The following is a 25,947-nucleotide window of genomic DNA, read 5'->3' as shown; positions in this document are numbered from 1 at the left end:
AATTCAGCAAATGAGATTGCTTCGTTCCTCGCAACGACCAAAAATAACAAACTTGCAAGCGAAGCAAATTATAAGTAATTTCGCATTTTTAAAACAAACAATAAATAATGAGCATCGAAAGAGAATTAAGCAAACGAAGCGGATCTAAATGTGAACTTTGCGGCGCCGAAGAAAACCTAAAAGTATATCAAGTATTACCAACACAAAAAGGCGGTATTGACGAAGCTATATTAGCTTGTAACACCTGTATTGACGAAATTGAAAATCCTGATAATGTTGATTTAAATCACTGGAGATGTCTTAACGACAGTATGTGGAATGAAAACGTTCCGGTTCAGGTTGTTGCCTGGAGAATGTTAAGCCGTTTACGTTCTGCCGGCTGGCCTCAGGAATTACTGGATATGATGTATTTAGACGAAGATACACTGGCATGGGCACAAGCAACTGGCGAAGGCGAAGATGATGAAAATAAACTGGTTCACCGCGATAGTAACGGCGTAGTTTTACAGCACGGAGATTCGGTTGTATTAATTAAAGATCTTAAAGTAAAAGGATCGAGTATGGTAGCCAAACAAGGAACTGCCGTAAGAAACATTCGTTTAGACCACGAAAACGCTGAATACATTGAAGGAAAAGTCGATGGACAGCAAATTGTTATTATTACACAGTACGTGAAAAAGATATAAGTCTTCAGTCGCAGTCGCAGTTTTCAGTCAAGTAAAACTGTAAACTGAGACCGCAAACTGTAAACTAAAAAAGGCCGTTCAAAAACTGAACGGCCTTTTTCAATATATTGTTTTTGATAACAAATTATTTTTGGAATAATTTGCTGATTTGATCTTTAACTAATGGCTCAGAAACGCTGTTTGTTGCTGCATCTCTATCTTTGCTTGAAACCATAAATTGAACTGTAGCTTTGTCTGGAACAACATTTCCTGTGTAGTGTAGCCAAATGTAGTTGTTTGGCAACTCTAATTTAATGTCATATAACGGACTCGCTGTAAAACCGCCAATAATAATGTTATATAGGTTAGTATAATCATTATTAACGTTTTTAAAAGAAAATTTTCTTAACGGAGAAGAATCATCATCGTTTAAGATACTTGTGTAGTATACAGTATACTCGTCTCCAATTTTCTGAATGTAGTTGTTATTTACTTTTCCTAATTTCTCTACAGGAACTGTTTCAATAACTTTAATTTGTGCAAACGAAACAAAACTAAAGAACAAAATGGCAATGGTAATAATCTTTTTCATAGTGGATTTGGGGTTTACAATTTTACTGCAACAAAAAAACACAGAAATATTGAAAAAACAGCTATCAATTCATTATTTTTTTAACACAAAATTGTTAATGTTGTTCAATAAACAATAAAAACCTGATATACAGAAGTATAAACATAATTCTAACTTTCTAAAACTATCTCAAAAAGCCTAAAATTTCTTATTTTTCTCTTCTTCTTTCTTTATGACATTTCGGGCAACTTCAATTTTAAACTTCTTACCCTTCATTTTTTCATCTTTAATGTTTTTCAGAAGCTCTTTTACTTTTCCAAATTTTACCGCCGCAAACGAAACAAAATCTTTTACTTCGATAAGACCCAAATCATCTTTTTCAAGTTTTCCTTTTTGAGAAAAGAAACCTACGATATCAAACTTATTCAGTTTTGTCTTTTTTCCGCCGCTAATATAAATGGTTTGAAATTCTGGTGGTTTTGGTAATGAAGTCACATTTTTCACATCCAAAACCTGCATACCATAATCGATGTAATCTAATTGTTTTTCGCTTTCGTGAACAATAATATATGCCGTTCCCGTTGCCTGCATACGCGCTGTACGTCCGTTACGGTGTGTAAATTCGTCTTCTTTTAATGGTAAATGATAATGAATTACGTGTTTCATTTCAGGAATATCTAATCCACGCGCGGCAAGATCTGTTGTGATAAGATAACTTATACTTCCGTTTCTAAACTGAATCAAAGCACGCTCACGTTCATCCTGATCCATTCCGCCGTGATAATACGTAGCGTAAATCCCTTTTTCGTTTAAAGTGTCGCTGATACGTTCTGCAGCATCACGATGGTTACAAAAAATAATAGCCGACTGTGATTTTAATGAACAAATTAAATTGAATAAACTTTCTAATTTATCTTTAGAAGGCGAAACAATCATTTTCATCGAAAGATTTGCTTTTTCTTCTTCTTCTACAATAAAATCCAAAACCGTTGGATTTACAACTCGTGTATATTTCGGAATTTCAATATCTGACGTTGCAGACACTAAAACTCTTTTGTTGACTTTCGGTAATCTTGCAATAATAAAAGACATTTGCTCGTGAAACCCAAGCTGAAGCGATTTATCAAACTCATCTAAAATCAGCGTTTGAATTTTATCTGTTCTAAAAGTTTCTCTGTCAATATGATCGGCGATTCTTCCAGGCGTTCCAATTAAAACTGCCGGAGGATTGCTTAAATTTTTGATTTCAGTATCGATCGAATGTCCGCCGTAACAAATGTTTACTTTGTACTGCGTTCCCATTTTTTTCCAAACCTGCTCAATCTGCAGTCCAAGTTCACGAGACGGAACTAAAATTAAACACTGAACCGATAAAATTTCAGGCTGTAATAATTCTAAAACAGGAAGCAAAAAAGCAAGTGTTTTTCCAGATCCGGTTGGAGAAAGTAATAAAACATTGTTATCGTGCAGGATTGTGTCCTGAGCTGTTTCCTGCATTTCGTTTAGGTTCTCAATGCCTAAATTCGAAAGTATATTGTTAGAATGGTGTTTTTTATTCATTTTGCAAAAGTAGAGAAAATAGTTGGCAGTGTACAGTTTTTAGTATTCAGTTTACAGCCGCAGTCACAGTTTTCAGCTACGATTGAATAGTTTTTGCCACGAATTTCACGAATTTCCACAAATTAATTCGTGCTAATTCGTGAAATTCGTGGCTAACTTTAAATCTAAATTTCTCTATATTTGATTTCTATTAAAAACCCAAATCATGAGATTTTTTACCATTATCATTTCACTTTTTACGCTTACCATTTTCGCTCAAAACAATAAAAAATACGATACCTTTTTTGAAAAAGGAAACGGAAATCAATCCGCATCTTATCCCGAAACTATTGCTTATTTTAAGCTTTTAGCAAATGATTTTCCAACGATTCAAATTAAAGAAATGGGTTTAACAGATTCTGGTGAACCTTTGCACATGGTAACTTTTAATCCTGACAAGGAATTTGATTTTGATAAAATCCAGAAAACAAAAGCAGTTCTTTTTGTAAATAACGGAATCCACGCCGGAGAACCGGACGGAATCGACGCCACAATGCAATTTTACAGAGATTTAGCAATTGGAAAACTGAAAGCTCCAAAAAATACTGTTTTAGTCTGCATTCCTGTTTATAATATTGGCGGTGCTTTAAATCGTAATTCGACAACGCGTGCAAATCAGGACGGACCGGAAGTTTATGGTTTTAGAGGAAATGCCAGAAACTACGATTTGAATCGTGATTTAATGAAATCGGATACGAGAAATACAAAAAGTTTTGTCGAGATTTTCCAAAAAATAAATGCCGATGTTTTTATTGACAATCACGTAAGTAACGGTTCTGATTATCAATACAAACTGACTTATATTATGACACAGCATAATAAACTGGGAACTGTTTTGGGCGATTTTATGAACAATGAAATGATGCCGGCTTTGGTAAAAGATCTTCAGAAAAAGAAAATCGAAACAACACCTTATGTAGATTCTTTTAAAGATACTCCAGACAAAGGTTTTGGGCAGTTTGTTGATAGTCCGCGATATACAACGGGTTACACTTCCCTATTTAATACGATTGGTTTTGTGGTGGAAACGCACATGTTGAAAAAATATGCCGAACGTGTAAAAATGACCTACGAATACATGAAATCGACTTTGGATTTTACCGATGCCAATTATCAGAAAATCAAAGAACTTCGAGTGAAAAATCTGGAACAATATCAGCCTAAAAAATCGTACACTTTAAAATGGGAATTAGACAGCACAAAAGCCACTACATTTTCATTTTTAGGATATGAAGCAGGTTACAAAAAAAGCGACGCCACAACCGGAAATCGTTTGTATTATGACCGAAGCAAACCTTATAAAAAAGACGTTCCGTATATCAAAGAATTTAAATCGGTTAAGGAAATTGTGATTCCTACGGCTTATGTTATTCCGAGAGGATATTGGAATATTATTGACCTTTTAAAAAACAATAATATCTCGTTTACACAGCTTAAAAACGACACGATTATTGAAGTTGAAAGTTATAGAATTGCTGATTTTAAAACCGTTCCGTCTGCTTATGAAGGACATTATGCACATCGAAATACAACGGTAACTTCTAAAATTGTTAAAATGGCTTTCGCCAAAGGAGATTATATCGTTCCAACGAATCAAAAAGGTGTAAAATATCTCGTAGAAGCTTTTGAACCAGAAGGCGTTGATTCATTTTTTAACTGGAATTTCTTCGACCCTATTTTACAGCAAAAAGAACATTATTCTGAATATATTTTTGAAGATACCGCTGCAAATCTTTTAAAAGAAAATCCTGCTCTAAAAGCGGAACTAGATTCTAAAAAACAAACTGATGCTGAATTTGCTAAAAATCCTGACGCGCAGTTGGACTGGATTTATAAGCATTCTGTTTATTATGAAAAGGCGCATATGCAGTATCCTGTTTATCGAGTGCTTTAGTTTTTTTATTTTGCCGATATTTTTTAACGCAAAGTGCGCAAAGATTTTTTTGATTTTGAGTGGTTTTAAAAAACGTTAAGATCGCAAAGCTTTGTGCATAGAACTTTGTCAAAGTTTTTGCACAAAGTTTGTCATTTCGACGAAGGAGAAATCGCACTCGTGAGTCTACAACGAAAATCGCCAATCTTTGTCGAGCTTCTAGTGCGATTTCTCATTCGTCGAAATGACAAAATATTCAATAATTTTTAAAACTTTAAAATGACATACAAACTCTTTCTCGATGATATTAGAGACGTAAATATGGTTTACAAAAAACTAACTAATGATGATTTCGTTGTGGTTAGAAATTCTCATGATTTCAAAAAAGTTATTCTTGAAAAAGGACTTCCTGAATTAATTAGTTTTGATAATGATTTAGGTCTTGATGAAAATGATCAGGTTGCCGAAGATGGTTACGCTTGCGCGAAATGGCTGGTTTATGAATCTGGAATAGATTTACTGAATTTAAAATTCAATGTTTATTCCGCTAACCCTGTTGCTAGTAAGCAAATTCAGGGTTTGCTTGATAATTATATTAGATATTTGAGATCTCAATAGTGTCGATTTGCAATCCGTGATCGAAACGAGAACAATAATAAAAAAACAAAGTTTGCTTTACTTTTCGGGCACGGTTACAAATCCGCGCTATCGGAACGCTAGCGCCAACATAGGAAGAATTATGTCAAAATGATAATTCAAATTCAGAAGACATGCAGGGTGGTTTAATAAAATACCTTTTAAAGAACAAATTACTTATTGGGATGAAATTAATCACTCGACTAAATTTATGGTATTAAAAAAAGCCACTTTTAGAGTGGCTTTTTTTATATATTTTAAAAGGTTAAAATTTAAACAAATGTTCCTTTTTCAATAATCGTTTTAGTTGTCATGGTTCCCGTTTTTTAAGTAATTACTATTTTACAGTATTTTTGTTTTAAACAAAGATATACATATTTAATACTTTACAAAATAAATTTAACTTTTTTAGCTTTAATTCTTCTTAAAAATAAAGATTTTAAATTTTTCTCCTGAAAGCAATAACTCACGAGTTATATATCCTGTTGAGTTGACACTTCTCATTTGATTATCTAAATGAAAAATATTTTTACCTACTGCACTAAAGAATATGTCTAATTTTTCATCAGGTTTGATATTTATAGAAAGACCTTCTATAATTCTTGAAGATGCAAAAGAATACACACGATCATCTTTTAAATCTTGTGTCATTTCAATTTGTCTTTCAATCACATATTTCTTTTTACCACTTAGTTTAGTGGTAAAATGTGTAGTCTTAGGTATGTCTTCTCCTCTTTCATTTTTATTTTTGTCTGTCTTAAATATTAGCTTTTCACCATCACACCTACATTCTTCCCCATTTAACCTTGAATAAATCAACTCCGTATCTTCAACTGGTGACGTAGTTCCAAAATCAACCTCAATTTCATTCTCTGAATGGCTCACAATTGTAAAACTAGAAATTTCAATTATTTTAACAACGTCACCATCCAAACTAAGATTTATCTGCATCCTGAAGTTTTTATAATAATAATCTAAATATTTATCCACATAAAGATCGTTTTCTACTTTTTCTTGAATTTCTTCTCCTAATTCTGGAAATTTTTGTTCGTACTTACATATTGTAACCCTTTTCCATATTTCTTCGAGGTCATTACGTTGTAATAGATAATTATCTGACAAAGCTAGTTCTTTCATTTTCTGACTCAAAACATTAGAAAAATCCTCTGATTTTATTAGATCCGAGAATTGTTTTTTAAAAAAAGCAAGGTTATTCAACCATTTCAACCCACCAGTTAAAACCCCGGTGCCTAAAAAGGTTAAAGATGCTTTTAATAAAAAATCTACTGTTTCCGGTCTTACCCAATATGATTCAGTATTTTTTTGAGGCAAATAATAGGAGTAATAATAAATTAGATAAAAAGCTGGAAATAAGAAAAAAAATACAAAGTAATTCTTTTTTAGAACTCCTTTCAATTTCTTTAAAAAATCCCAATGCTTTGACCATTGGTCCATTAGGTATAATAAAATAGTAAAAACAATCAAAAATATAGCTACAAACAATACCAACTGGGCATAAAGGCTAATGTCTTCATCTTGAGCATTTTGCCTGTTTTTATTTGATACAACATTTTGAAACTTTTCAGCAGAACCGAAAAGAAAAAATAAGGAATTGATAACTAATTTCATTTATATATGTTGGGTAAATAGTTAATTTGCAACAAACATACATAATAAAACACACAATAAAGCTGTGTATTTTCCTATTTCTTAGTTTTTGAAATTTACCCCCGCTAGCGCGAGCGTCTCGCTCGTGAACACAATCAAAATCAAATTAAGATATTTTAAAATAGTCACGAGCGGGACGCTCGCGCTAGCGACAAACATATAAATCCAAACAACAAAAAAAGCCTAATAAACATTAAAATTTATTAGGCTTTTTATATTGTAAAAAGAATAATTATTTATCCTTCAATATTTTTTCTAAATACTCAACTTTATCCTTTTCAGCTTGAATTAAACGTTCGTAAAGTTGTTTATTTTCTTCTATTGATTCCATTAATTTATCTAATGGATTAAAAGTAAATACTGGTCCATGTGAAAATGCACCATTATTACCGCTATTATCATAGAAATTATTGAAGTAATTAATTGCAGCTTCGTCTGAAAAGTTTTTAAGAGCTTCAACATTAACTCCCAAAGCTTTTGCTACTGCATTAAGTTTTTCATCATCAACCTCTTCACTATTTTCAATAACTGAAATTGCCTGCTGGCTCATTCCTAAAGCCTGCGCCAAAGCTTCCTGCTTCATATCTCTAAGTTCACGAATTCGGCTTATTTTTCGCCCTATATGGTTTGGTTTTGTAAATGTGTTCATAAGTCAAAGATAATATTAAGGTTCACAACAATCAATATGTAAAAAACATATTTTGCTATGTGTGATACATTTTTCAATGATTTGTATCATTTCGTTATCAAAACAAAAGTACGATTTTTGAGACATGAAATAGTAAAAAACAAAAAATTACTAAATATCTAAAAAAATCTTTTAAATGCGATTGCGGCATGAGATTATGTCAAACTTGAAACAGGTATTTCCGTAATAAAAAAATGCCTTATTCTGACATTTAAATGACTTATATGGTAGTTGAATAGTTTTTCGAAGGGTTAGTTTTAAGAATACTAACCTTATAACTATTTTATTATGAAAAGATTAAAAAAAGTACTAATGCCTTTTTTGGTTTTTGGCACTATTGTTTTAGCTGCTGGCTGTGACAATGAAGAAAATGACACAGGTCAATTAATAAGCCAAAATGCTAAAATTGATCAGGCTAAAAATTGGTTTGAAAACTACAAATCAAACTCCACAACCAATAAATCAGAAGAAGGAGAATTTAATAAAGCATTTAGAAATCTTGATTACTATTGGGAAAATGCCAAAGTAATCCAACTGAGTGATAATTCTACAGGAATCACTGTACCTATTAAGGACAACCCCGAAGATCCAGATTACAAAGGACAGAAAATGTTATATTTGTATGAATCGGATTCAAAGTATCAAGCTCTAATACAGGAGATATTTCCAGAGTCGCAAGATAAAATTGATGATGCGCAAAAAAAGCAAGGGTTTGAGGATTTAACTTTTTTTAGCGGTTATATCATTCATTGGGATTTTAAAAAAGGCTTTTTAAAAGGAGCTAAATTTGAAAATGACATCATTACGGGAGAGATAAAAGATGTGACAATGGTATTTGACATAGATGCAAATACAAAAAGAAATGTTACAGGTAAAATGGCTCCCATGTTCGACGAAGGAGATGGCCCCGGAGCAGAAAGAATAGTAACCACAAGAGGAGGGAGTACAGCTATTCCATTAAATAATGTTATTGTTACACAGAAATCTCCAGCTCCAACTCCCTCTCTAGCTCCTAGGGACTTTAGTATTGCTGGCGCATTTGGAGATGGAGGTTCAAGTGGGAATTCAGGTACTCCTACAGGTGGAGGAAGTGGAATAACAGCGCCCACACCTGAAAAAATTATTGATGAACTTACTGGGAAGGCAAAATGCATTTTTGAAAAATTAAAAAACTCAAGCTCTGGATTTGAAAATGCAATTAAAAAATTTGACGGAGAATTTACAGTAAGTCACATGAGATTGACTATTAATAATGCATTACCTGCAAATGTATATGGTCAAACTCTATTACCTATTAATTTTGTAATAGAAGTTCAGATAAATAATAATCGCTTGGATAATTTATCAGATTTGGGAAGTGCAACAGTATTTGCTCACGAAATTATTCATGCTGAGATATATCGAAAAATGTTATCTGCCGCTCAACTAGGAACTTTAATGCCAGACAGTAGCAATATGAATCCTCAACAACAAGTAAGTTATGTTAACTCCCTAAAAGACAACTTTCCAGGATTATATGATTATTATTACAAAAGATGGAAGCCAACATGGAATCACGAAATGATGGCTAATCATTATAGAAGTACAATTGCTAGTATTATTCAGCAATTTGACAATAGTCGATTGCCTCGATCTACATATGAATCGATAGCGTGGCTTGGTTTAGGAAGACTAGATACAAATATTACAACAATTGCTTGGGATAATCAATCTTCAGAACAAAAAGCAATGACTACAAAATTAATTAATGAATATATTTATAAAGGACCCTCAAATTGTAACTGATATGAAAAAAAATATTTGTCTGTTAGTATTTCTAACAATTAATTTTATAAATGCACAAACAAAATCAAATGATTATTTTACTCTATACAAAGGAGGAGAAAAATATTTAAAACCCAAAAAATATATACTATTTGATAGAGAAAAAAATAGTGGACTTGAAAAACAAGAAAATAAAAGTAAAATTTACTTTAACACAAAAGGTGAAAGTTTCATTTTTGATATGAAAAGGCACAAAAAAGACACTTGTTCTGTTGATATTTTAAAAAAACTTACACTTGAAAACACAACTAATTTGAAAAATGAGGCTTGTGAATTTTTCAAAAAGAAAAAAGAAGAAGTGGAAAGGAAAAAAAATATTACATTGATTTACCCTCCCAAGGGTTGCCAGTCTTATTTTAAGGTTTATATATTAGAAGAAATAGGCAATAATAAAGTAATTAGATATGAGGTAGACTGGGAGTATTCAGACTTCTAAAATGAGTACTTGCGCCAGCGAGATATCAATAACGCACCTAAAACAAATAAATCATGTCCATAAACTTACGAGTTGTAAAATTCATCGCAGTGCTGTCTTTTTTATTAATCAGCGGCGTCCAAGAGAATGGGGTTCCAAATTTTGCCCTGTTACTGATCTATTTCTACCAGTTTTTGTACGACCTCTTTAATAACACGTCGTCAATACTTTGGCAAGGATTAATAGCCATTCCTACATCTGGTCTGCTTGTTTTATTTTTAAGAAGCAGAAATTATAAAATTTTGCTGAGCTGTTTTGTAATCTTATTTTTTATAATGTTTTACATCACAGGAATACTGTACAATTACCACAGGATAAACACTGCTTTTGTAATCCCGTTAGTTCTATTTATAATATCTTCGGTTTATGCCATAGCGTTGGCAAGAAAAACAGCATCTTGATGTTATAGTGCCTAAATTAAATTAAAAAATGATAGAATAATTAATGGATCATTTAATTAATAATAAGACTGGCGAAATAATTACAGGTAAAAGACTTTAAACTATATAATTATGAAAGATGTAACAATTAATGACTTCTCAATATCATTGCTAATTTGGCAAATATTTTATATATGTTTTTTGGCAGCAATAGTATACTTATTGTATAAAATTTACAAAAAAGTCAAATAAGCTTTGTGCTCTACTAGCGTAAGCATCTCGCTCGTGAACGCAATCTAAAAAAGCCTAATAAACATAAGTTTTATTAGGCTTTTTAATTGGAAAAAGAATATCAGTTTTAAAACCGATAGCGCGGATTTGTAATCCGTGCCCGCAAAGTATATCTTTACGTCTTTTTGTCTTGATAATGCTTCTCTTTACGGGCACGGATTACAAATCCGCGCTATCGTTAATCGTTTTGCATTGTGTCCTCTAGGGACACTTGTTTTGCGGAAATATATCGATTACATTATTCAAACGTTCCTACGGAACGTATAAACACAAATCTTTTTTTGGCTACCAACCAAACATTTCTAACGGAATGAATTCTCACTGGCGCGCTCGCCGGCGAAAAAAACTTGAAAACCTATAGCGCGGATTTACAATCCGTGCCCGCAAAGTATATCTTTACGTCTTTTTGTCTTGATAATGCTTCTCTTTACGGGCACGGATTACAAATCCGCGTAATCGTTAAGGTTAATTTTAGCTTAGGATATTTAAATTGTAAAATCAAACTAAAAAAAAATCTGCAAGTAAAACGTAAGATTCAAAATAACAACACGAACTTCAAACCTGAAACGAATCTAACCTCAAAGTGCAGCTGCGTGAGGGATAGAGCTAAGCTACCGAAGTAGCAGCGAAAGCCCGACAGCATCCCGATAAAAGGGCGAATATGCGTAAAGTGAATTAGCCCTTTTATCGGGATGGTGGCACGCCCTAATTATTAAGTTTCAACGGAAAACGAATATCAATTTGAAATTCTAAAAAAAATCCCCACAATGTGACTTTCCGTAAAAATGGTTGGTTATAATATTTTATATTTGAAATAAATCTAACCAAATCCCAATCAAAATTCCTGCTGATGAAACACAAATTAATTTCGTTATTCGTGTTGGTTTTCATTATTTTTTCTTGTAAAAATGAAACTAAAGAAAGTAATTCTATTGCAGAACCTCAAAAATCGAACACAAATACAACTGAATCAGACAGCATAAAAAGTGATTCGGCAGCGGTGGAGTCTTCAACCAATAATTTGGCAGAAAACAAAAAATTATTGTTGGATTTTTATCTTAAAAACGACAAAAAACCGCAATACTTTTTAATAAACAACAATAAAGATACTACGATTGTCTGCGCCGAAAAAACCAAAATAACGATTACTGCGAATAGTTTTATTATTTCAAAAACACAAAAAGAAGTTTCGGGACAAATTAAAATATCGGTTAAAGAATATTATAGTATTTCGGATATTCTTTTAGGCAGACTTTCGACAACTTCAAACGGAAAGTTACTGGAAACTGGAGGAATGCTGGATATAAATGCTGTTTCTGGTGTGGAAAAATGTGATTTAAAAAAGGGAAAAAGTATTGAAATTGAAATGCCTAAAAAGAAAGAAAAAGAGGGAATGCAGCTTTTTAACGGAAAGAGAACAAATGATCAGGTTAATTGGCAGCTTGCTGAGGTTTCAATTAATTTGAATAAGGTTTATAATAAAGTTGATGAAATGCCTATTTATCCGGGTGGTAATCAAGTGTTATATAAAACTCTTGGCAACAGTATAGTTTTGCCGGACGAAATTATCTCAGGGAGAGTTATAACTACTTTTGTTGTAGATAAAGACGGAAATGTAACGAATATTAAAATAATAAAAGGCTTAAGCAAACAGGTTGATGAAGCTGTGGTTAAGGCTTTTAAAAAGCTTTCAAAGTTTATTCCGGGCAAAGTAAATGGCATTCCTGTAAATGTTCAATATTCACTTCCCGTTAATATCCACTCAGATGAAGATGGTAATAATGGCTATTTAAGTTCTACTACTAACAGCAGCGGATTTAGTAATTATGATGTAAAAAAAACAAAAGCAGAGGAATTTGGTTCTTACTTATTTAAAAGTGCGAAACTAGGTTTTATAAATTGTGACAGATTTTTGGATTATGACGAATCGTCTAAAATTGATTATGTGATTAATTTTAAAAATGACAGCAATACCTCTGTAAGCATTATATTTCATAGTATAAAATCTGTAATGACAGGATATTCAAATGCTGATAATGTCTCATTCAACAATATACCATCTGGAGAAAAGATTACTATTTTCGCCATTAAATATGTTGACGACAAGCCTTATTTAGCGACTCAGGAAACTGAAACTTCGCAACAAAAATTGAATAATTTGGCTTTTGAAGAAGTAACTCCTGAAAAATTAAAACAGGAAATAAAAAAACTGGACCGACTAAATTAATTGTCTTAATAAAAGGATTAACATTGATGCTCTAAATAAATTATAATAAAAAGCCCCAATTAGCATTTGGGGCTTTTAATTTTATATTAATCTGCTTTGACTTTTATTTCTTCTGCAAACAAAAGCTTAATATTTTCATACGAGTTTTTAAGCGCTTCTTTGATTTGTTCCGGATTTAGCCAGGCAACTTTTTCGATTCCTTCTTCGATTTGTCCATGTGGAGTTCCTTCAAAATCAGAATGCATTTCGAACCAATGCGTAATTTTGAGTTTGTATTTTCCGTTGCGTTTAAAGATATGATACGTTTTTTGGAGTTTTTGGACAATACGGAGTTTATTTACGCCCGTTTCTTCCTCGACTTCACGCATGGCGGTGGCTTCAATGTCCTCGCCTTTCTCGATTCCGCCTTTAGGTAAATCCCATTTTCCGTTTCTGAAGATAAATAAAACCTCGCCTTTTTTATTATAAACAAAACCTCCGCCGGCTTTATTTACCGGAATTTTGGCTTTGAGGGTTTTCATTATCTCACTTTCGTCAGGATGATATAAAATAGCTTTTTGAATTTTATTTTGAAAAATTTTTATGATAAGCTGTTCTATATCAATACTTTCCAACAAGAACAATTGAAAATCTGTCTCGCGGGAGATTTCATTTGTCAAAAAAAGTGGTTTGTCGTTCACAAAAACTTTATACATTTGTACTATGATTTTTAATAAAGATACTGCCGAAAAAACAGCCGAATTGCTTTTGCAAATAAATGCAATTAAATTGAATCCCGAAAATCCTTTTACATGGGCTTCTGGTTGGAAATCTCCTATTTATTGTGATAACAGGTTAATTCTTTCATTTCCGAGCATTAGAAACTATGTTCGTGATGAGTTTGCAAAGAACATCGAAAAACAATTTGGAAAGCCTGATGTGATTGCCGGTGTTGCTACTGGAGCCATTGGAATTGGAATTTTAGTTGCCGAAAGTCTTGGACTTCCGTTTGTATATGTTCGTCCGGAACCAAAAAAACACGGAAGACAAAACCAAGTTGAAGGTTTTTTTCAAAAAGGACAAAATGTTGTAGTTGTTGAAGATTTAATCAGCACAGGAAACAGCAGTTTGCTTGCTGTTGAAGCTTTACGCAATGAAGGTGCTAATATTAAAGGAATGGCGGCGATTTTTACCTACGGATTTAATGTTGCCGAAGAAAATTTCAAAAATGCCAATGTTGACTTGTTTACGTTAAGCAACTACGAAAATCTTTTAGATTTAGCAGTTCAAAAACAATATATCACAGAAGACCAGCAGTCTACTCTACAAGAATGGAGCGTAAGCCCATCGACTTGGGGACAGGAATAGATTTTAGATTTTAGATTTTAGATTTTAGATTTTAGATTTTAGATTTTAGATTTTAGATTTTAGATTTTCTAAAAATCGCTTCGCTCTTTTTGGGATTTGGAATTTAAAAAATTGGAATTTATTTTGATTGCTACATACAAATAAAAAAACAAAATATTATATGAACTTAGAAAGTCCAAAAGTTACCGTTCAGAAATCAGCTCAGGATTTATTCGATCAACTGACTGATGTTAAGAATTTTGAAAAATTAATGCCGGATAACATCGCTAAATTTGAAGTAATTGGCGAAGATGCTTTTATTTTTGGATTGAAAGGTATGCCTGAAATCAAATTAAAAATGAAAGACAAATCAGCGCCAAACAAAATTGTTTTGGGTGCTGCAAGTGATAAACTTCCGTTTACTTTAACTTCAAATATTGACTCTATTTCTGATTCAGAAAGTGCTGTTCAATTATTTTTTGAAGGCGAATTCAACGCTATGATGGCGATGATGATTAAAGGACCAATCAGTAAGTTTATTGAAACTTTAGCAAACAATATGAACAAACTTTAATAATGGTAAATTATTAATTGTGAATTATAAATGAAAGCCTGATCTGATAGATTGGGCTTTTTTTTACCACAGATTAAAAAGATTAAAATGATTTTTTTCTCTCGCAGATCTTGCAGATTCCGCAGATTTATTTTAAACAAAAAACCTTTGGACCTTTGCCTCTCTGCACCTTTGAACCTCCTAATAAAGCATCTGAATCTCCTTTATCTCAAATTCAGAAACAGAATCATCTTCCAGTAAAACCTGCAATTTTCCAATAGGGGAAACGCCTTGGATAATTCCCATAAAATTTTTATCCTGAAGATTTTTAAAAGGCATTGGGACTCCTTTTTTGAACAGCGAATTAAAATAATCTATCCAAAAAAGAGATGATGAGGTAATCCATAATTCAATTTTCTCTTCGATTTTTTCAGTAATTAAAATTGCCAGATTCTCTTTGTCAAAAGTTTTTCCGGAGATAACTGCCAGAGAAGAACCACGAGGCAGATCTTCATAATTGGTTTGATTGACATTTATTCCGATTCCGACAACTGACACGATCCTGCCATCACTTTTTAGAGTATTTTCTATCAAAATGCCACCAATTTTTTTATTGTATGACATTATGTCGTTTGGCCATTTTATGCATAAATCAGGAATATTTAATGATTTCAACGCATCTAAAACAGCTAAGGAAACTACAATACTCAAATTGAAAACCTGCTCATTATCAAACAGAAAATCTTTCACCAAGACGCTCATAATTAAGTTTTTACCCGTCTCAGAGCTCCACTTCGCTCCCATTTGCCCCTTGCCTTTTGTCTGATTTTCAGCCGTTACCACCGTAAAATTCTCCAGTTCATCCTGACTTGACAATGATTTTAAGAAATCATTTGTGGAATCTATGGCATCGAGTTTGATTAGTTTCATTAAATAATTTAAATATCTTAATTTAATATTTTGTTAAGGTTCAAAAATAATCACAAAATTTGGTAACTTTACAAATTCATATAAAATAATTCATGGCGAAAAAGACTATTAATAATGATGTTCTATTGGCGAACATAATCAAAGGGATTGAGGAAGTAAAAGGAAATGATATCGACATTCTTGACTTAAGAGATATAGACACAGCAGTTTGTGACTATTTTGTCATTTGCAACGGTAGCTCAAATACCCAAGTTAACGCCATTGTAAACTCAATTCAAAAAACAGTTTCAAAAGACTTAAAAGACAAACCCTGGCACGTAGAAGGAACCGATAATGCAGAATGGGTTCTTATGGATTATGTGCATATCGTGGTACATGTTTTCCAAAAACACATTCGTGAATACTATAATATCGAAAGCCTTTGGGGTGACGCCAAAATAACTACAATCGAAAACAAATACTAAAAGAAAAATTTTTCTAAATGGCTAAAGATAATAATCCAAATCCGAGTAAATTTAAAATAAGTCCCTGGTTAATATATACCGCAATTCTTCTAGTTTTTTTATTTATAAGTTTTGCAACCGGTGGATCTAATTTAAGCGAACCTGCACAATTGACTTCTTCTAAATTCAACACTTTATTAGAAAAAGGTCAAATTGAAAAAGTGATCGTTTACAATAAAGCCGAAGCTGAAGTATACCTGACTGCCGCTGCTCTTAAAGATCCGGCAAACGAAAAGGTTTCTAAAGATATTTTCAAAAACCCTAACAAAGGGCCGCACTATACTTTAGAGATTGGTAACGACCAAATCTTTCAAACTAAACTTGAAAAAGCAGTTGGAGAAGGCAAACTAAAAGATTTCAATTTCCTTCAAAAAAATAACTGGAGCGATATTTTAATCAGCTTACTTCCTATCATCATCATTATTGGTGTATGGATTTTCATTATGCGTAAAATGTCTGGCGGAGGCGCTGGCGGAGGCGGACAGATTTTCAATATTGGAAAATCAAAAGCTAAACTTTTTGATGAAAAAACAGATATCAAAACTACATTTAAAGATGTTGCTGGTTTAGAAGGTGCTAAAGAAGAAATACAAGAAATTGTAGAATTCCTTAAAAACCCTGAAAAATATACCAATCTTGGAGGTAAAATCCCTAAAGGAGCTTTACTTGTAGGACCTCCTGGAACTGGTAAAACATTATTAGCAAAAGCTGTTGCGGGTGAAGCACAGGTTCCGTTTTTCTCATTATCAGGTTCTGATTTTGTTGAAATGTTTGTGGGAGTTGGTGCATCTCGTGTACGTGATTTGTTTAAACAGGCAAAAGAAAAATCTCCGGCAATTATCTTTATCGATGAGATTGATGCTGTAGGTAGAGCCCGTGGAAAAAGCAATATGTCTGGCGGAAACGACGAAAGAGAAAACACTTTGAACCAATTACTGACAGAAATGGATGGTTTTGGCACAAACTCTAACGTAATTGTTTTGGCTGCAACAAACAGAGCCGACGTTCTTGATAAAGCTTTAATGCGTGCAGGACGTTTTGACAGACAAATTTTTGTTGACTTACCGGACATTCGCGAAAGAGCTGAAATTTTCAAAGTTCACTTAGCTCCTATCAAAAAAGTTGAAGGTTTAGATCTTGATTTCTTAGCAAAACAAACTCCGGGATTCTCTGGTGCTGATATTGCAAACGTTTGTAACGAAGCTGCCTTAATTGCTGCCCGTAACAACAAACCTGCAGTTGACAGACAAGATTTCCTTGATGCTGTTGACAGAATTATTGGAGGTCTTGAAAAGAAAAATAAAATTATTACTCCAGAAGAGAAAAGAGCAATCGCAATTCACGAAGCTGGTCACGCAACGGTAAGCTGGATGCTGGAACATGCTGCTCCGCTTATTAAAGTAACTATTGTTCCCCGCGGACAAAGTTTAGGTGCTGCATGGTATTTACCAGAAGAAAGACAAATCGTAAGAACTGATCAAATGCTTGACGAAATGTGTGCTACTATGGGAGGAAGAGCTGCTGAAAAGGTAACTTTTGACAGAATTTCGACTGGTGCATTAAGCGATTTAGAAAAAGTAACACGCCAGGCTCGTGCTATGGTAACGATTTATGGTTTGAACGATAAAATTGGAAATGTTACTTACTACGATTCATCAGGACAAAGTGAGTACAACTTTTCAAAACCATATTCTGATGAAACAGCAAAAGTTATTGACAAAGAAATTTCAGAATTAATTGAAGGTCAATACCAAAGAGCTATTCAAATTTTACAAGAAAACAAAGACAAGCTAAATCAGCTTGCCGATATATTAATTGAAAAAGAAGTTATTTTTAAAGATGACTTAGAAGCAATTTTCGGAAAACGTACTTTTGACAAAAATTTAGAAGAAGTCGTTTCGTAAATTATTCATTAAATACACAATATTTTTTAAAATCTTAATTCAAAATACCCTTTTGAATTAAGATTTTTTTATCTTTGAACGTTTTCAATTAACATGTAAAGTATTTCATATAAAAAATGAATTTTTTCAAAAAAATATTTGGTTCCAGCGAATCTGCTTCTGACGAAGAACACGAAAGTGAGTACGCAGGAACTCCTGCTCCAAATAGTCATTTGTCTTTAGACGAACAATTCATCTTTAACTTTAAGAAAAATGGCGGTAAATTTTTGTATTGTGAAAACAATCAGGAAGCTGCAGAACAATTCGAAAATATTTTAGAAGAAAATGACTGGTTTGAAAGTGAAGTATTATGTTACGAACCGGCTCTTTTTCATTTATTGGACGAAAACAAATTATTTTATATTGCCCCATCTAAACCAAAATTTTTATTAGCAAGCTGCGAAAACCTGATTGCAGATGAAGGTTCTATTCTTTTCTCTTCAAAACAGATTAGACAAAACAAACCGAACGAATTACCCGCAAATATTGTAATTCTTGCAACAACTAGTCAGATTCTCCCAATGAAAAGTGATGGTTTAAGTGCCATTAAACGTAAATATGATCGAGATATCCCGACAAATATCACCACTATAAAATATTTCGAAAAAGCAAAAGAAGAAGATTTTACCCAATACGGAAGTGTTGCCAAAAATCTTTATTTATTGCTCTTAGAAGATCTTTAAGATGAACGAAACGCTTAAAAGAACCATTTCTGGTGCTGTTTATATTGCTCTGTTGTTAACTTCAATCTTGTTTTCTACCGAAAGCTTTATCATTCTCTTTGGAATTTTCCTAATTATTACCATTTATGAATTTTCAAATATTGTAAATCTTAACAAAGTCTTTTCGATTTTATTTGGGACATTACTTTATACCATAGTAATACTAATTAGTCATTACAATAAACAAACTTCTGCTTATTTAAATAATATTTTTAAATTAAATCTTGATTTAGAAACCAATATTCAGCAATTAGATATTGTACTTTTAGCCATTACACTGGTTGTATCTATTAAGTGTATTATCTTTTTATTTTATGACTCTGTTCAAAAAATAAGCACCTCCTCAAAATATCTATATCTTTTAGGATACATTGCATTACCATTTCTTTTTATCGTAAAAATTTCCTTTGGAACAAATGATTACAATCCAAAAATCATCATAGGTCTGTTTGTATTAATCTGGACAAATGACACTTTTGCTTATCTGGTTGGAAAATCAATGGGAAAACATAAGTTATTTGAGCGTGTTTCGCCTAAAAAAACAATTGAAGGGTTTCTGGGCGGAATGGTTTTTGCGGCTTTTGCAGGGTTCTTGATTTCAAAATTATACATACAGCCTAATCCGGCTTTTAGCGGTAAATCTATCCTCATATGGACAATTATTGCTTTAATTGTGAGTGTTTTTGGAACGATCGGTGATTTGATCGAATCAAAATTTAAACGAATTGCAGGCATTAAAGACAGCGGTTCGATTATGCCCGGACACGGAGGCATCTTAGATCGACTAGATAGTGTTATATTTGTAGCACCAATTATATTTTTATTTTATCAAATTTTATATTATGTTTCATAAAGAAGGAGCCCCATCTATTTTATTAGGAACAGTTTTCACTGTTGCCGTACTTGTAATTGCTGATAGATTTATTGATATCAATTGGCTGAGAATGCTAGTTCAGATAGCAGCATTATTGATTTTGATCATTATTTTACAATTTTTTAGAAATCCTAAAAGAATTGCTGTAAGAAACAGCGATCACATCCTTGCTCCTGTTGATGGAAAAGTTGTGGTTATTGAAGAAGTTTACGAAGGTGAATACTTTAAAGATAAACGCTTACAGGTTTCTATTTTTATGTCGCCTATCAATGTTCACGTTACTCGTTATGCGATGGACGGAATTATAAAATTTAGCAAATACCACCCTGGAAAATTTTTGGTTGCTTGGCACCCAAAAGCCAGTGAGGAAAACGAAAGAACAACTGTAGTAATCGAAAATGACACTTTTGGTGCCATTCTTTATAGACAAATTGCCGGTGCTTTGGCACGTAGAATTGTAAACTACGCTCAGGAAGGAATGCAGGTTATTCAGGGAACTGATGCCGGATTTATTAAATTTGGATCGAGAGTAGATTTATTTTTACCTTTAGGTACACCAATTAACGTGGTTTTAGACCAAAAAGCAATTGGAGGAAAAACTATTATTGCTACAAAAGCGTAAATGGCAGAAAAAGATTTAGATACACGCTTTAACGAGGCTGTTGAAACTGCATTGAAAATGACTCAGGCCTCACTGCCGCAAGATGTGCAGCTAAGACTTTATGCGTTTTATAAACAGGCTACTTTTGGAACCGCGGTTTACAATCAGTCTGAGAATTTTGATTTACGAAATGCTTTTAAAACGAATGCCTGGATGCAGATTAGTCATTTATCGATTGATGAAGCTAAGGAGTGTTACATCGAAATCATTAATTCACTAACATCAAAATAAATTAATATTATGAAGAATAACATTGTTCGTTTCAGCATTTTAGCTTCATTTTTTCTATTATTTTCTTGTAATGATAACAATAAGCTAACCGAAGTTGTAGAAGTTCCGCTGCCAACTAAAGAAGAAAAAATAACGATTGGTTCTCCAAATGATGTAAAAGCAGATCCGGGTTCGTTTGAACTTACAAAACTGTCTTTTGCTTACGACGGATTAAGTCCTGCGTTACGTTCCTTAACTTTAGAAACCCATTATTCTAAGCACTATTTATCGTATACAAATAATTTTAATAAAGAGATTGTATCTACTGAATTTGAAAATATGCCAATTGAGGATATTTTAAAAAAGATGGATCTTAATAACGCTAAGCTTCGTCAAAACGCGGGCGGATATTACAATCATACGCTTTATTTTAATGTTTTGACTCCAAAGCAGCAGACTCCAAAAGATACACTTGCGAGTTCAATTGATAAAGAATTTGGATCTTTTAATAATCTTACCAATCAGTTTAAAGGTCAGGCTGAAAAACAATTTGGTTCTGGCTGGGTTTGGCTGGTTGTAGACCGATATGGAAAGTTACAAATTACAACTACAGAAGATCAGGATAATCCGTTAATGAAAAATGCATTGATTCCCGGAACGCCAATTTTAGGCATTGATTTATGGGAACATGCGTATTATCTGGATTATCAAAACCGAAAAGGAAGTTATATTGATGCTTTTTACGAACACATAAACTGGGAAAAAGTAAACGAGTATTATGTAGAAGCCCTCAAAAAGGTCAAGAAAGTATAAAAAAGTAAAGCTGGTACTAAAAAAAGTATCAGCTTTTTTTTATTCCCTTATTTTAAAACTCAGTCTTCTTATTAATGAAAGATAAAAAAATATGACTAAAATCATAGCGTATCATTGTATATTCCTATATCTTTAAGCATCGTGAAATACTTTTTTAAATCAAGAATCATTTCACAAAGATCTATATAGCTATTTCGAGCAAACCAATATGCTAGGAAAAAATAGCTATTCTGAATGAAACTATTAAAAAAAAGTACAGTGAAGATTAAAGCTATTCTCTTATATTTTGTCTTAATGATTTTCTTTTCATGTGACAATAAAGAGAAAACCATTTCTATAAATAATACTCAAAAGAGTCCGTTTTTAAAAACCACTCCATTACATATCCACAATCAAAACTCTAAAACAATTGACGTAGAGTATTCATCTGAGCAGTTGGATAATAACAAAGGACTCTCAAATAGTTCTATTAATACTATTTTTCAGGATTCTGACAATTTACTCTGGATAGGAACCTGGGACGGTTTAAACCGTTATGACGGCAGTAACTTTAAAATTTACAGACCGGAAGCAAATAATGAGAACAGTCTGAGTAATCAGGTTATTTTAAAAATAGACGAAGACAATAATGGAAACATCTGGGTTGTTACCATACACGGTATAAACCGATTTGATAAAAAAACGGGTATTTTTCAACGCTATTATTTTTCGCGAAAAGATATCTCGCCGTTATCTGAATCTGAGTTTAACATGGCACTGGACTCTTCTAAAACAGTATTTTGTGCTGCAAAAAATTGGGGAATTGGCTATTTTGAAAACGATAGTTTTCAATTATTAAATTCAAAAAATCTCCCTAAAAAGGCAGTAAAAAAAATGCAGTTTACACAAAAAGGTGAATTGCTGGTTTTGTTTGAAAATAATGATCTCTACAAATTATCCATTGAAACTGCCAAAAGCGGTAAAAAAACAATTTCAGGAATAAAACTAATTTCAAAAGACATTCAGTCGTTTGATGAAATTTCGAAACAAAAAATTGTTACAGTATCACTAAACGGAAACAGCAATTTATACTCTTTAAACAATGAAATTACTCCCTTCCATAAAAATCATATTGAAAAAATTATAGGAAAAATTGCTGAAGGCCTTATCGTTCTGGACAAATCAGGATATGCAGTTTTAGATCAAAATGGTGTTGAGGTAAAAAAGGATTGGCTAAAACATTTAAAAAACAAAACGACCGTTCTCATTCAGGGAAACGAAAACATGTTTTGGGCAGGAACAGATGGCGACGGAATTTTTAAAATAAGTCCGCTTAAAAAACCTTTTAATCTCGTTTCTAAAACAGAGGTTCCAGAACTTGATGGTGCTATTGTGAGGGCATTTTTAGAATTAGAAGATCATTCTTTTCTGGTTGGTACAAAAGGAAAAGGTTTGTTTAAATTCTCTCCAAATTTTTATTTAAATCCTGAGAAACCATTAGATTATAAAAATTATAACGAGAGCAACAGTGCCATAAACAATTCAGTTTTTTCTTTACACAAAGGACAAAACGATCTAATTTTTATTGGTACAGATGGCGATGGTATTACCGTTTATGATTCGAAAAAATCAAAATTAGTTACGTGGAAAGAAATTATAGGCAGCGACGCCTGTTCGTACTTTAAATCTGTTTATTCTATTTATCAGGATGAAAATGGTTTTATATGGGTTGGAACAAACGGATATGGTATGTTTCGATTTAAAATTGAGCATTTAGGAAATAATCTAAAAGTTTCTGATTTTAAAAACTATGCGGCCAATAATAATCAAAGTAATGCATTGAGCAGCAATATTGTCTTTTCGATAATTCCAAAGAACAAAAACCAGCTCTGGATTGGGACTCGTTTAGGCGGATTAAATTTATTTGATATCAAATCAGAACGTTTTTATGCTTACAGAAACCATAAAAATGATCCTGAAAGTTTATCCAACAATGATATTTTATGTTTGGTTACCGATGCTAAAAACAGGCTTTGGATAGGAACCAGTCTCGGTTTAAACTTATTGGAAACAAAAAATGGCAAGCCTGTATTTAAAAGTTTTACGGTAAAAGACGGTTTGCCTAATAATACGATTCACGGAATTGTTTGTGATAAAAAAAACAATCTCTGGTTAAGCACCAATTTCGGTCTTTCTAATTTTAATGTCAAAGAATTAAACTTTACGAATTATACTAAAAACGAAGGGCTTCAAAACAATGAATTTGCTGACGGCGCTTTTTATCAAAATCTAAAATCAGATTTTATATTTATGGGCGGTATAAAAGGATTTAATTATTTTTTACCTCAAAATATAAAAGAGTCAAACATAATTCCAGATCTTTTTATTGATAAAATAAGTGGACAGAATCAGCCGCTGCCCTATTATCAAGGATTGGTTATTGCGCCAAATTCTACTTCTCATCCTTCAATTGTTTTAAATCATAATCAAAACTTCTTTGACATTGAATTGACTGCACTGACTTTTATCAATACTGAAAAATGTCAATATGCTTATCAATTAAAGAATTTTGACAAGGACTGGAATGTTATTGATAATCGAAGAATTATCTCTTTTACAAACGTCCCTAAAGGAAATTATTCTTTATGGATAAAATGGTCAAACAGCGATGGTGTCTGGACTAAACCGGTTCAGGCTGTTGATATACGCGTTAAACCGGTATACTGGCAGTCCAACATTGCCTTTTTAATTTATGCCCTGCTCCTATTGGCTTTTGCGTTTTTCATTCAGAGCTATTACAAAAAACGTCAGTCCCTAAACCAAAATATCTTATTTAGGAAAAGGGAAATGGAAATACATGAAAACAGGCTTACTTTTTTTACAGAAATAGCGCATGAATTTCAAACGCCGCTTACTTTAATTGTTGGCCCAATTCAAAAACTTTCTGAAGTAACCAACCTCAGCGAAAGGAACACGAAATTTATACACATGATTCAGCGCAATTCTTCACGTTTATTGTTCCTGACACAGCAATTACTTGAATTTAGAAAAGCTGAATTTGACCATATCGAAGTAAATGTGAAAAATTTTGATTTGGTAAATTTAATCGAACAAATTGCGGAATTGTTTGATGAATGGGCAATTGAAAAAAACATTAGTTATTCACTTGATATTCCACCTGTTTTATTGGGCTGGTTTGACAAAGATAAAATCGAAAAAATAGTATTTAATCTAATGTCGAATGCTTTTAAATATACGCCTGAAAACGGAAAAATAACCTTGAAGTTCAGTATTCAGGATATTGGTTCGGAAAAATTAAATATCACCATAACCAATACAGGAAAAGGAATTTCAAAAGAAGAATCAGATTCGTTGTTTGATCAGTTTTTCTTAGCTAAATTAAATACAGATGCAGATAATACCATGTTTAGAACAGGTATTGGTCTGGCATATGTAAAAAAATTAATTACGGCATTAAGAGGCGAAATTTCGGTTTCAAGTCAGGAGAATGTCGAAACAACATTTACCGTTTTACTGCCTTGCAATAAAGCCTGTTTTGATGAAAAAGAACTGGACAGTACTGCAAGCGCCATTTTAATTTCGAATCATTTAAAAAATATTCTCGAAGAAACTCCGGCCAAAGAGGAAGAAACTCCGGATAAAATTTCATCATTAAGTCACATTACAGATGATCGAAAATCCATATTAATTGTTGAAGATGAAAAAGAAATCCATTTACTTCTTAAAGATTTATTAGATCAAAAGTATAAACTTATTACAGCGTATAATGGCTTAGAAGCTTTAAAAATTATTGAAAATGAAATCCCTGATCTTATTATCAGCGATGTAATGATGCCATTTATGGACGGAATTGACTTTTGTAAAATAATCAAAAATGACCTTAAAACCTGTCATATTCCGTTTATCATGCTAACCGCAAAAGATTCTGTGCTGCATCGAATTGAAGGAATTGAAAGCGGTGCCAATTCCTATATCGCAAAACCATTTTATCCGGATCATTTACTCATAAGGGTTCAAAAACTGCTGGAAGAAAAAGAGCTGATCTCAAGACATTTTACACAAGATAATCCTATCGAAAATCTGGCTTCTCTGCCTATTAATAATGACGAAAAAGACTTCATAAAAAAAGTAATAGAACTAATTCGCCGTAATATCGACAATGAAAATCTTCAAAGTTTATTTATCGAAAAAGAACTAGGCATCAGCAATTCGCAATTGTATAGAAAAATCAAACAAATATTTGGTTTTACACCAGGCGATTTGATTCGAACCATCCGATTAAAATACGCTGCAGAACTATTGCGAAAGAATATTTTAACCGTATCTGAAGTTTGCTATAGTTCCGGCTTTAATAATCGCTCTTATTTTTACCGCGAGTTTAAAAAACTATATAATACTACGCCCAAAAATTACCAGCTCAAATACAAAAATAAGAGCTAAAAAAAGCACAAAATACTAAATATCAACACAATAAACACCAGTGTACACTTTTGAAGAAATAGTGTACACCGTTTC

General features: G+C 32.6%; 22 protein-coding genes. 16 read left to right on the top strand and 6 right to left on the bottom strand.

The window, feature by feature from the left end; translation table 11 throughout:
• Nucleotides 1–107 precede the first annotated feature (107 nt).
• Nucleotides 108–686 carry a PhnA domain-containing protein gene (locus tag APR43_RS11300; RefSeq protein WP_053473526.1) on the top strand — a complete coding sequence of 193 codons (579 nt, stop codon included), beginning with the start codon at nucleotides 108–110 and terminating at the stop codon, nucleotides 684–686.
• A gap of 124 nt (nucleotides 687–810) precedes the next feature.
• Here the strand turns inward: APR43_RS11300 and APR43_RS11295 are convergent, their stop codons facing one another.
• Nucleotides 811–1,257 carry a hypothetical protein gene (locus tag APR43_RS11295; protein ID WP_053473527.1) on the bottom strand — a complete coding sequence of 149 codons (447 nt, stop codon included), beginning with the start codon at nucleotides 1,255–1,257 and terminating at the stop codon, nucleotides 811–813.
• A 177-nt stretch (nucleotides 1,258–1,434) separates the two neighbouring features.
• A complete protein-coding gene (locus tag APR43_RS11290) occupies nucleotides 1,435–2,796 on the bottom strand; it encodes a DEAD/DEAH box helicase (protein WP_053473528.1) in 1,362 nt (453 codons plus the stop codon).
• A gap of 205 nt (nucleotides 2,797–3,001) precedes the next feature.
• On the opposite strand from APR43_RS11290, the gene APR43_RS11285 reads away from it, so the two are divergent.
• Together APR43_RS11285 and APR43_RS11280 are read left to right on the top strand one after the other, a co-directional pair.
• Nucleotides 3,002–4,729, top strand: coding sequence for a M14 family metallopeptidase (locus APR43_RS11285; RefSeq protein WP_053473529.1), 1,728 nt, complete (start codon nucleotides 3,002–3,004; stop codon nucleotides 4,727–4,729).
• 258 nt (nucleotides 4,730–4,987) lie between these two features.
• On the top strand, nucleotides 4,988–5,326 hold the full coding sequence (locus APR43_RS11280) for a cyclic-phosphate processing receiver domain-containing protein (protein WP_053473530.1): 339 nt from the start codon (nucleotides 4,988–4,990) through the stop codon (nucleotides 5,324–5,326).
• 432 nt (nucleotides 5,327–5,758) lie between these two features.
• Here APR43_RS11280 and APR43_RS11275 read toward each other — a convergent pair whose 3' ends face one another.
• Nucleotides 5,759–6,973 (bottom strand): hypothetical protein, encoded by a 1,215-nt coding sequence (locus APR43_RS11275; protein WP_053473531.1) that lies wholly within the window; start codon nucleotides 6,971–6,973, stop codon nucleotides 5,759–5,761.
• 271 nt (nucleotides 6,974–7,244) lie between these two features.
• Entirely contained in the window at nucleotides 7,245–7,661 is a 417-nt protein-coding gene (locus APR43_RS11270) for a helix-turn-helix domain-containing protein (protein WP_053473532.1), read from the bottom strand.
• Nucleotides 7,662–7,988: 327 nt separating this feature from the next.
• On the opposite strand from APR43_RS11270, the gene APR43_RS11265 reads away from it, so the two are divergent.
• The 3 genes from APR43_RS11265 to APR43_RS11255 all read left to right on the top strand — a co-directional run bounded on the left by APR43_RS11265 (nucleotide 7,989) and on the right by APR43_RS11255 (nucleotide 12,897).
• The gene (locus tag APR43_RS11265; RefSeq protein WP_053473533.1) at nucleotides 7,989–9,485 is read left to right on the top strand and encodes a hypothetical protein; all 1,497 of its coding nucleotides are present in this window, start codon (nucleotides 7,989–7,991) and stop codon (nucleotides 9,483–9,485) included.
• Nucleotide 9,486: 1 nt separating this feature from the next.
• A complete protein-coding gene (locus APR43_RS11260; RefSeq protein ID WP_123924571.1) occupies nucleotides 9,487–9,960 on the top strand; it encodes a hypothetical protein in 474 nt (157 codons plus the stop codon).
• A gap of 1,560 nt (nucleotides 9,961–11,520) precedes the next feature.
• Complete coding sequence (locus tag APR43_RS11255; RefSeq protein WP_053473535.1) at nucleotides 11,521–12,897, top strand: energy transducer TonB; 1,377 nt, start codon at nucleotides 11,521–11,523, stop codon at nucleotides 12,895–12,897.
• An 86-nt stretch (nucleotides 12,898–12,983) separates the two neighbouring features.
• Here the strand turns inward: APR43_RS11255 and APR43_RS11250 are convergent, their stop codons facing one another.
• On the bottom strand, nucleotides 12,984–13,592 hold the full coding sequence (locus APR43_RS11250) for an NUDIX hydrolase (RefSeq protein WP_053473536.1): 609 nt from the start codon (nucleotides 13,590–13,592) through the stop codon (nucleotides 12,984–12,986).
• Nucleotides 13,593–13,599: 7 nt separating this feature from the next.
• Here APR43_RS11250 and pyrE point away from each other — a divergent pair, with 7 nt between their 5' ends.
• Together pyrE and APR43_RS11240 are read left to right on the top strand one after the other, a co-directional pair.
• Nucleotides 13,600–14,244: an orotate phosphoribosyltransferase gene (pyrE, locus tag APR43_RS11245; protein WP_053473537.1), complete on the top strand. Its 645-nt coding sequence runs from the start codon at nucleotides 13,600–13,602 to the stop codon at nucleotides 14,242–14,244.
• 160 nt (nucleotides 14,245–14,404) lie between these two features.
• The gene (locus APR43_RS11240) at nucleotides 14,405–14,797 is read left to right on the top strand and encodes a hypothetical protein (protein ID WP_053473538.1); all 393 of its coding nucleotides are present in this window, start codon (nucleotides 14,405–14,407) and stop codon (nucleotides 14,795–14,797) included.
• 180 nt (nucleotides 14,798–14,977) lie between these two features.
• Here the strand turns inward: APR43_RS11240 and APR43_RS11235 are convergent, their stop codons facing one another.
• Complete coding sequence (locus tag APR43_RS11235) at nucleotides 14,978–15,706, bottom strand: biotin--[acetyl-CoA-carboxylase] ligase (protein ID WP_053473539.1); 729 nt, start codon at nucleotides 15,704–15,706, stop codon at nucleotides 14,978–14,980.
• Nucleotides 15,707–15,798: 92 nt separating this feature from the next.
• Here APR43_RS11235 and rsfS point away from each other — a divergent pair, with 92 nt between their 5' ends.
• The 8 genes from rsfS (at nucleotide 15,799) to APR43_RS11195 (ending at nucleotide 25,872) form a co-directional block, all read left to right on the top strand.
• Complete coding sequence (gene rsfS / locus APR43_RS11230) at nucleotides 15,799–16,170, top strand: ribosome silencing factor (RefSeq protein ID WP_012024667.1); 372 nt, start codon at nucleotides 15,799–15,801, stop codon at nucleotides 16,168–16,170.
• A 17-nt stretch (nucleotides 16,171–16,187) separates the two neighbouring features.
• Nucleotides 16,188–18,113 (top strand): ATP-dependent zinc metalloprotease FtsH, encoded by a 1,926-nt coding sequence (gene ftsH, locus APR43_RS11225; protein ID WP_053473540.1) that lies wholly within the window; start codon nucleotides 16,188–16,190, stop codon nucleotides 18,111–18,113.
• Nucleotides 18,114–18,229: 116 nt separating this feature from the next.
• Nucleotides 18,230–18,835, top strand: coding sequence for a lactate utilization protein B/C (locus APR43_RS11220; protein WP_053473541.1), 606 nt, complete (start codon nucleotides 18,230–18,232; stop codon nucleotides 18,833–18,835).
• A gap of 1 nt (nucleotide 18,836) precedes the next feature.
• Nucleotides 18,837–19,727 carry a phosphatidate cytidylyltransferase gene (locus tag APR43_RS11215; RefSeq protein WP_053473542.1) on the top strand — a complete coding sequence of 297 codons (891 nt, stop codon included), beginning with the start codon at nucleotides 18,837–18,839 and terminating at the stop codon, nucleotides 19,725–19,727.
• Nucleotides 19,717–20,370, top strand: coding sequence for a phosphatidylserine decarboxylase family protein (locus APR43_RS11210; RefSeq protein ID WP_053473543.1), 654 nt, complete (start codon nucleotides 19,717–19,719; stop codon nucleotides 20,368–20,370). The genes APR43_RS11215 and APR43_RS11210 overlap by 11 nt, the downstream gene beginning before the upstream one ends.
• Complete coding sequence (locus APR43_RS11205) at nucleotides 20,371–20,640, top strand: acyl-CoA-binding protein (protein ID WP_053473544.1); 270 nt, start codon at nucleotides 20,371–20,373, stop codon at nucleotides 20,638–20,640.
• A gap of 9 nt (nucleotides 20,641–20,649) precedes the next feature.
• Complete coding sequence (locus APR43_RS11200; RefSeq protein WP_053473545.1) at nucleotides 20,650–21,432, top strand: superoxide dismutase; 783 nt, start codon at nucleotides 20,650–20,652, stop codon at nucleotides 21,430–21,432.
• A 234-nt stretch (nucleotides 21,433–21,666) separates the two neighbouring features.
• Nucleotides 21,667–25,872: a hybrid sensor histidine kinase/response regulator transcription factor gene (locus APR43_RS11195; protein WP_240514948.1), complete on the top strand. Its 4,206-nt coding sequence runs from the start codon at nucleotides 21,667–21,669 to the stop codon at nucleotides 25,870–25,872.
• Nucleotides 25,873–25,947 lie beyond the last annotated feature (75 nt).

Source organism: Flavobacterium sp. NLM (genome assembly GCF_002210235.1).
Lineage (GTDB): Bacteria > Bacteroidota > Bacteroidia > Flavobacteriales > Flavobacteriaceae > Flavobacterium > Flavobacterium panici.
Note: the sequence above shows the minus strand (reverse complement) of the source record. Positions and strands in the feature narration are given on the sequence as shown.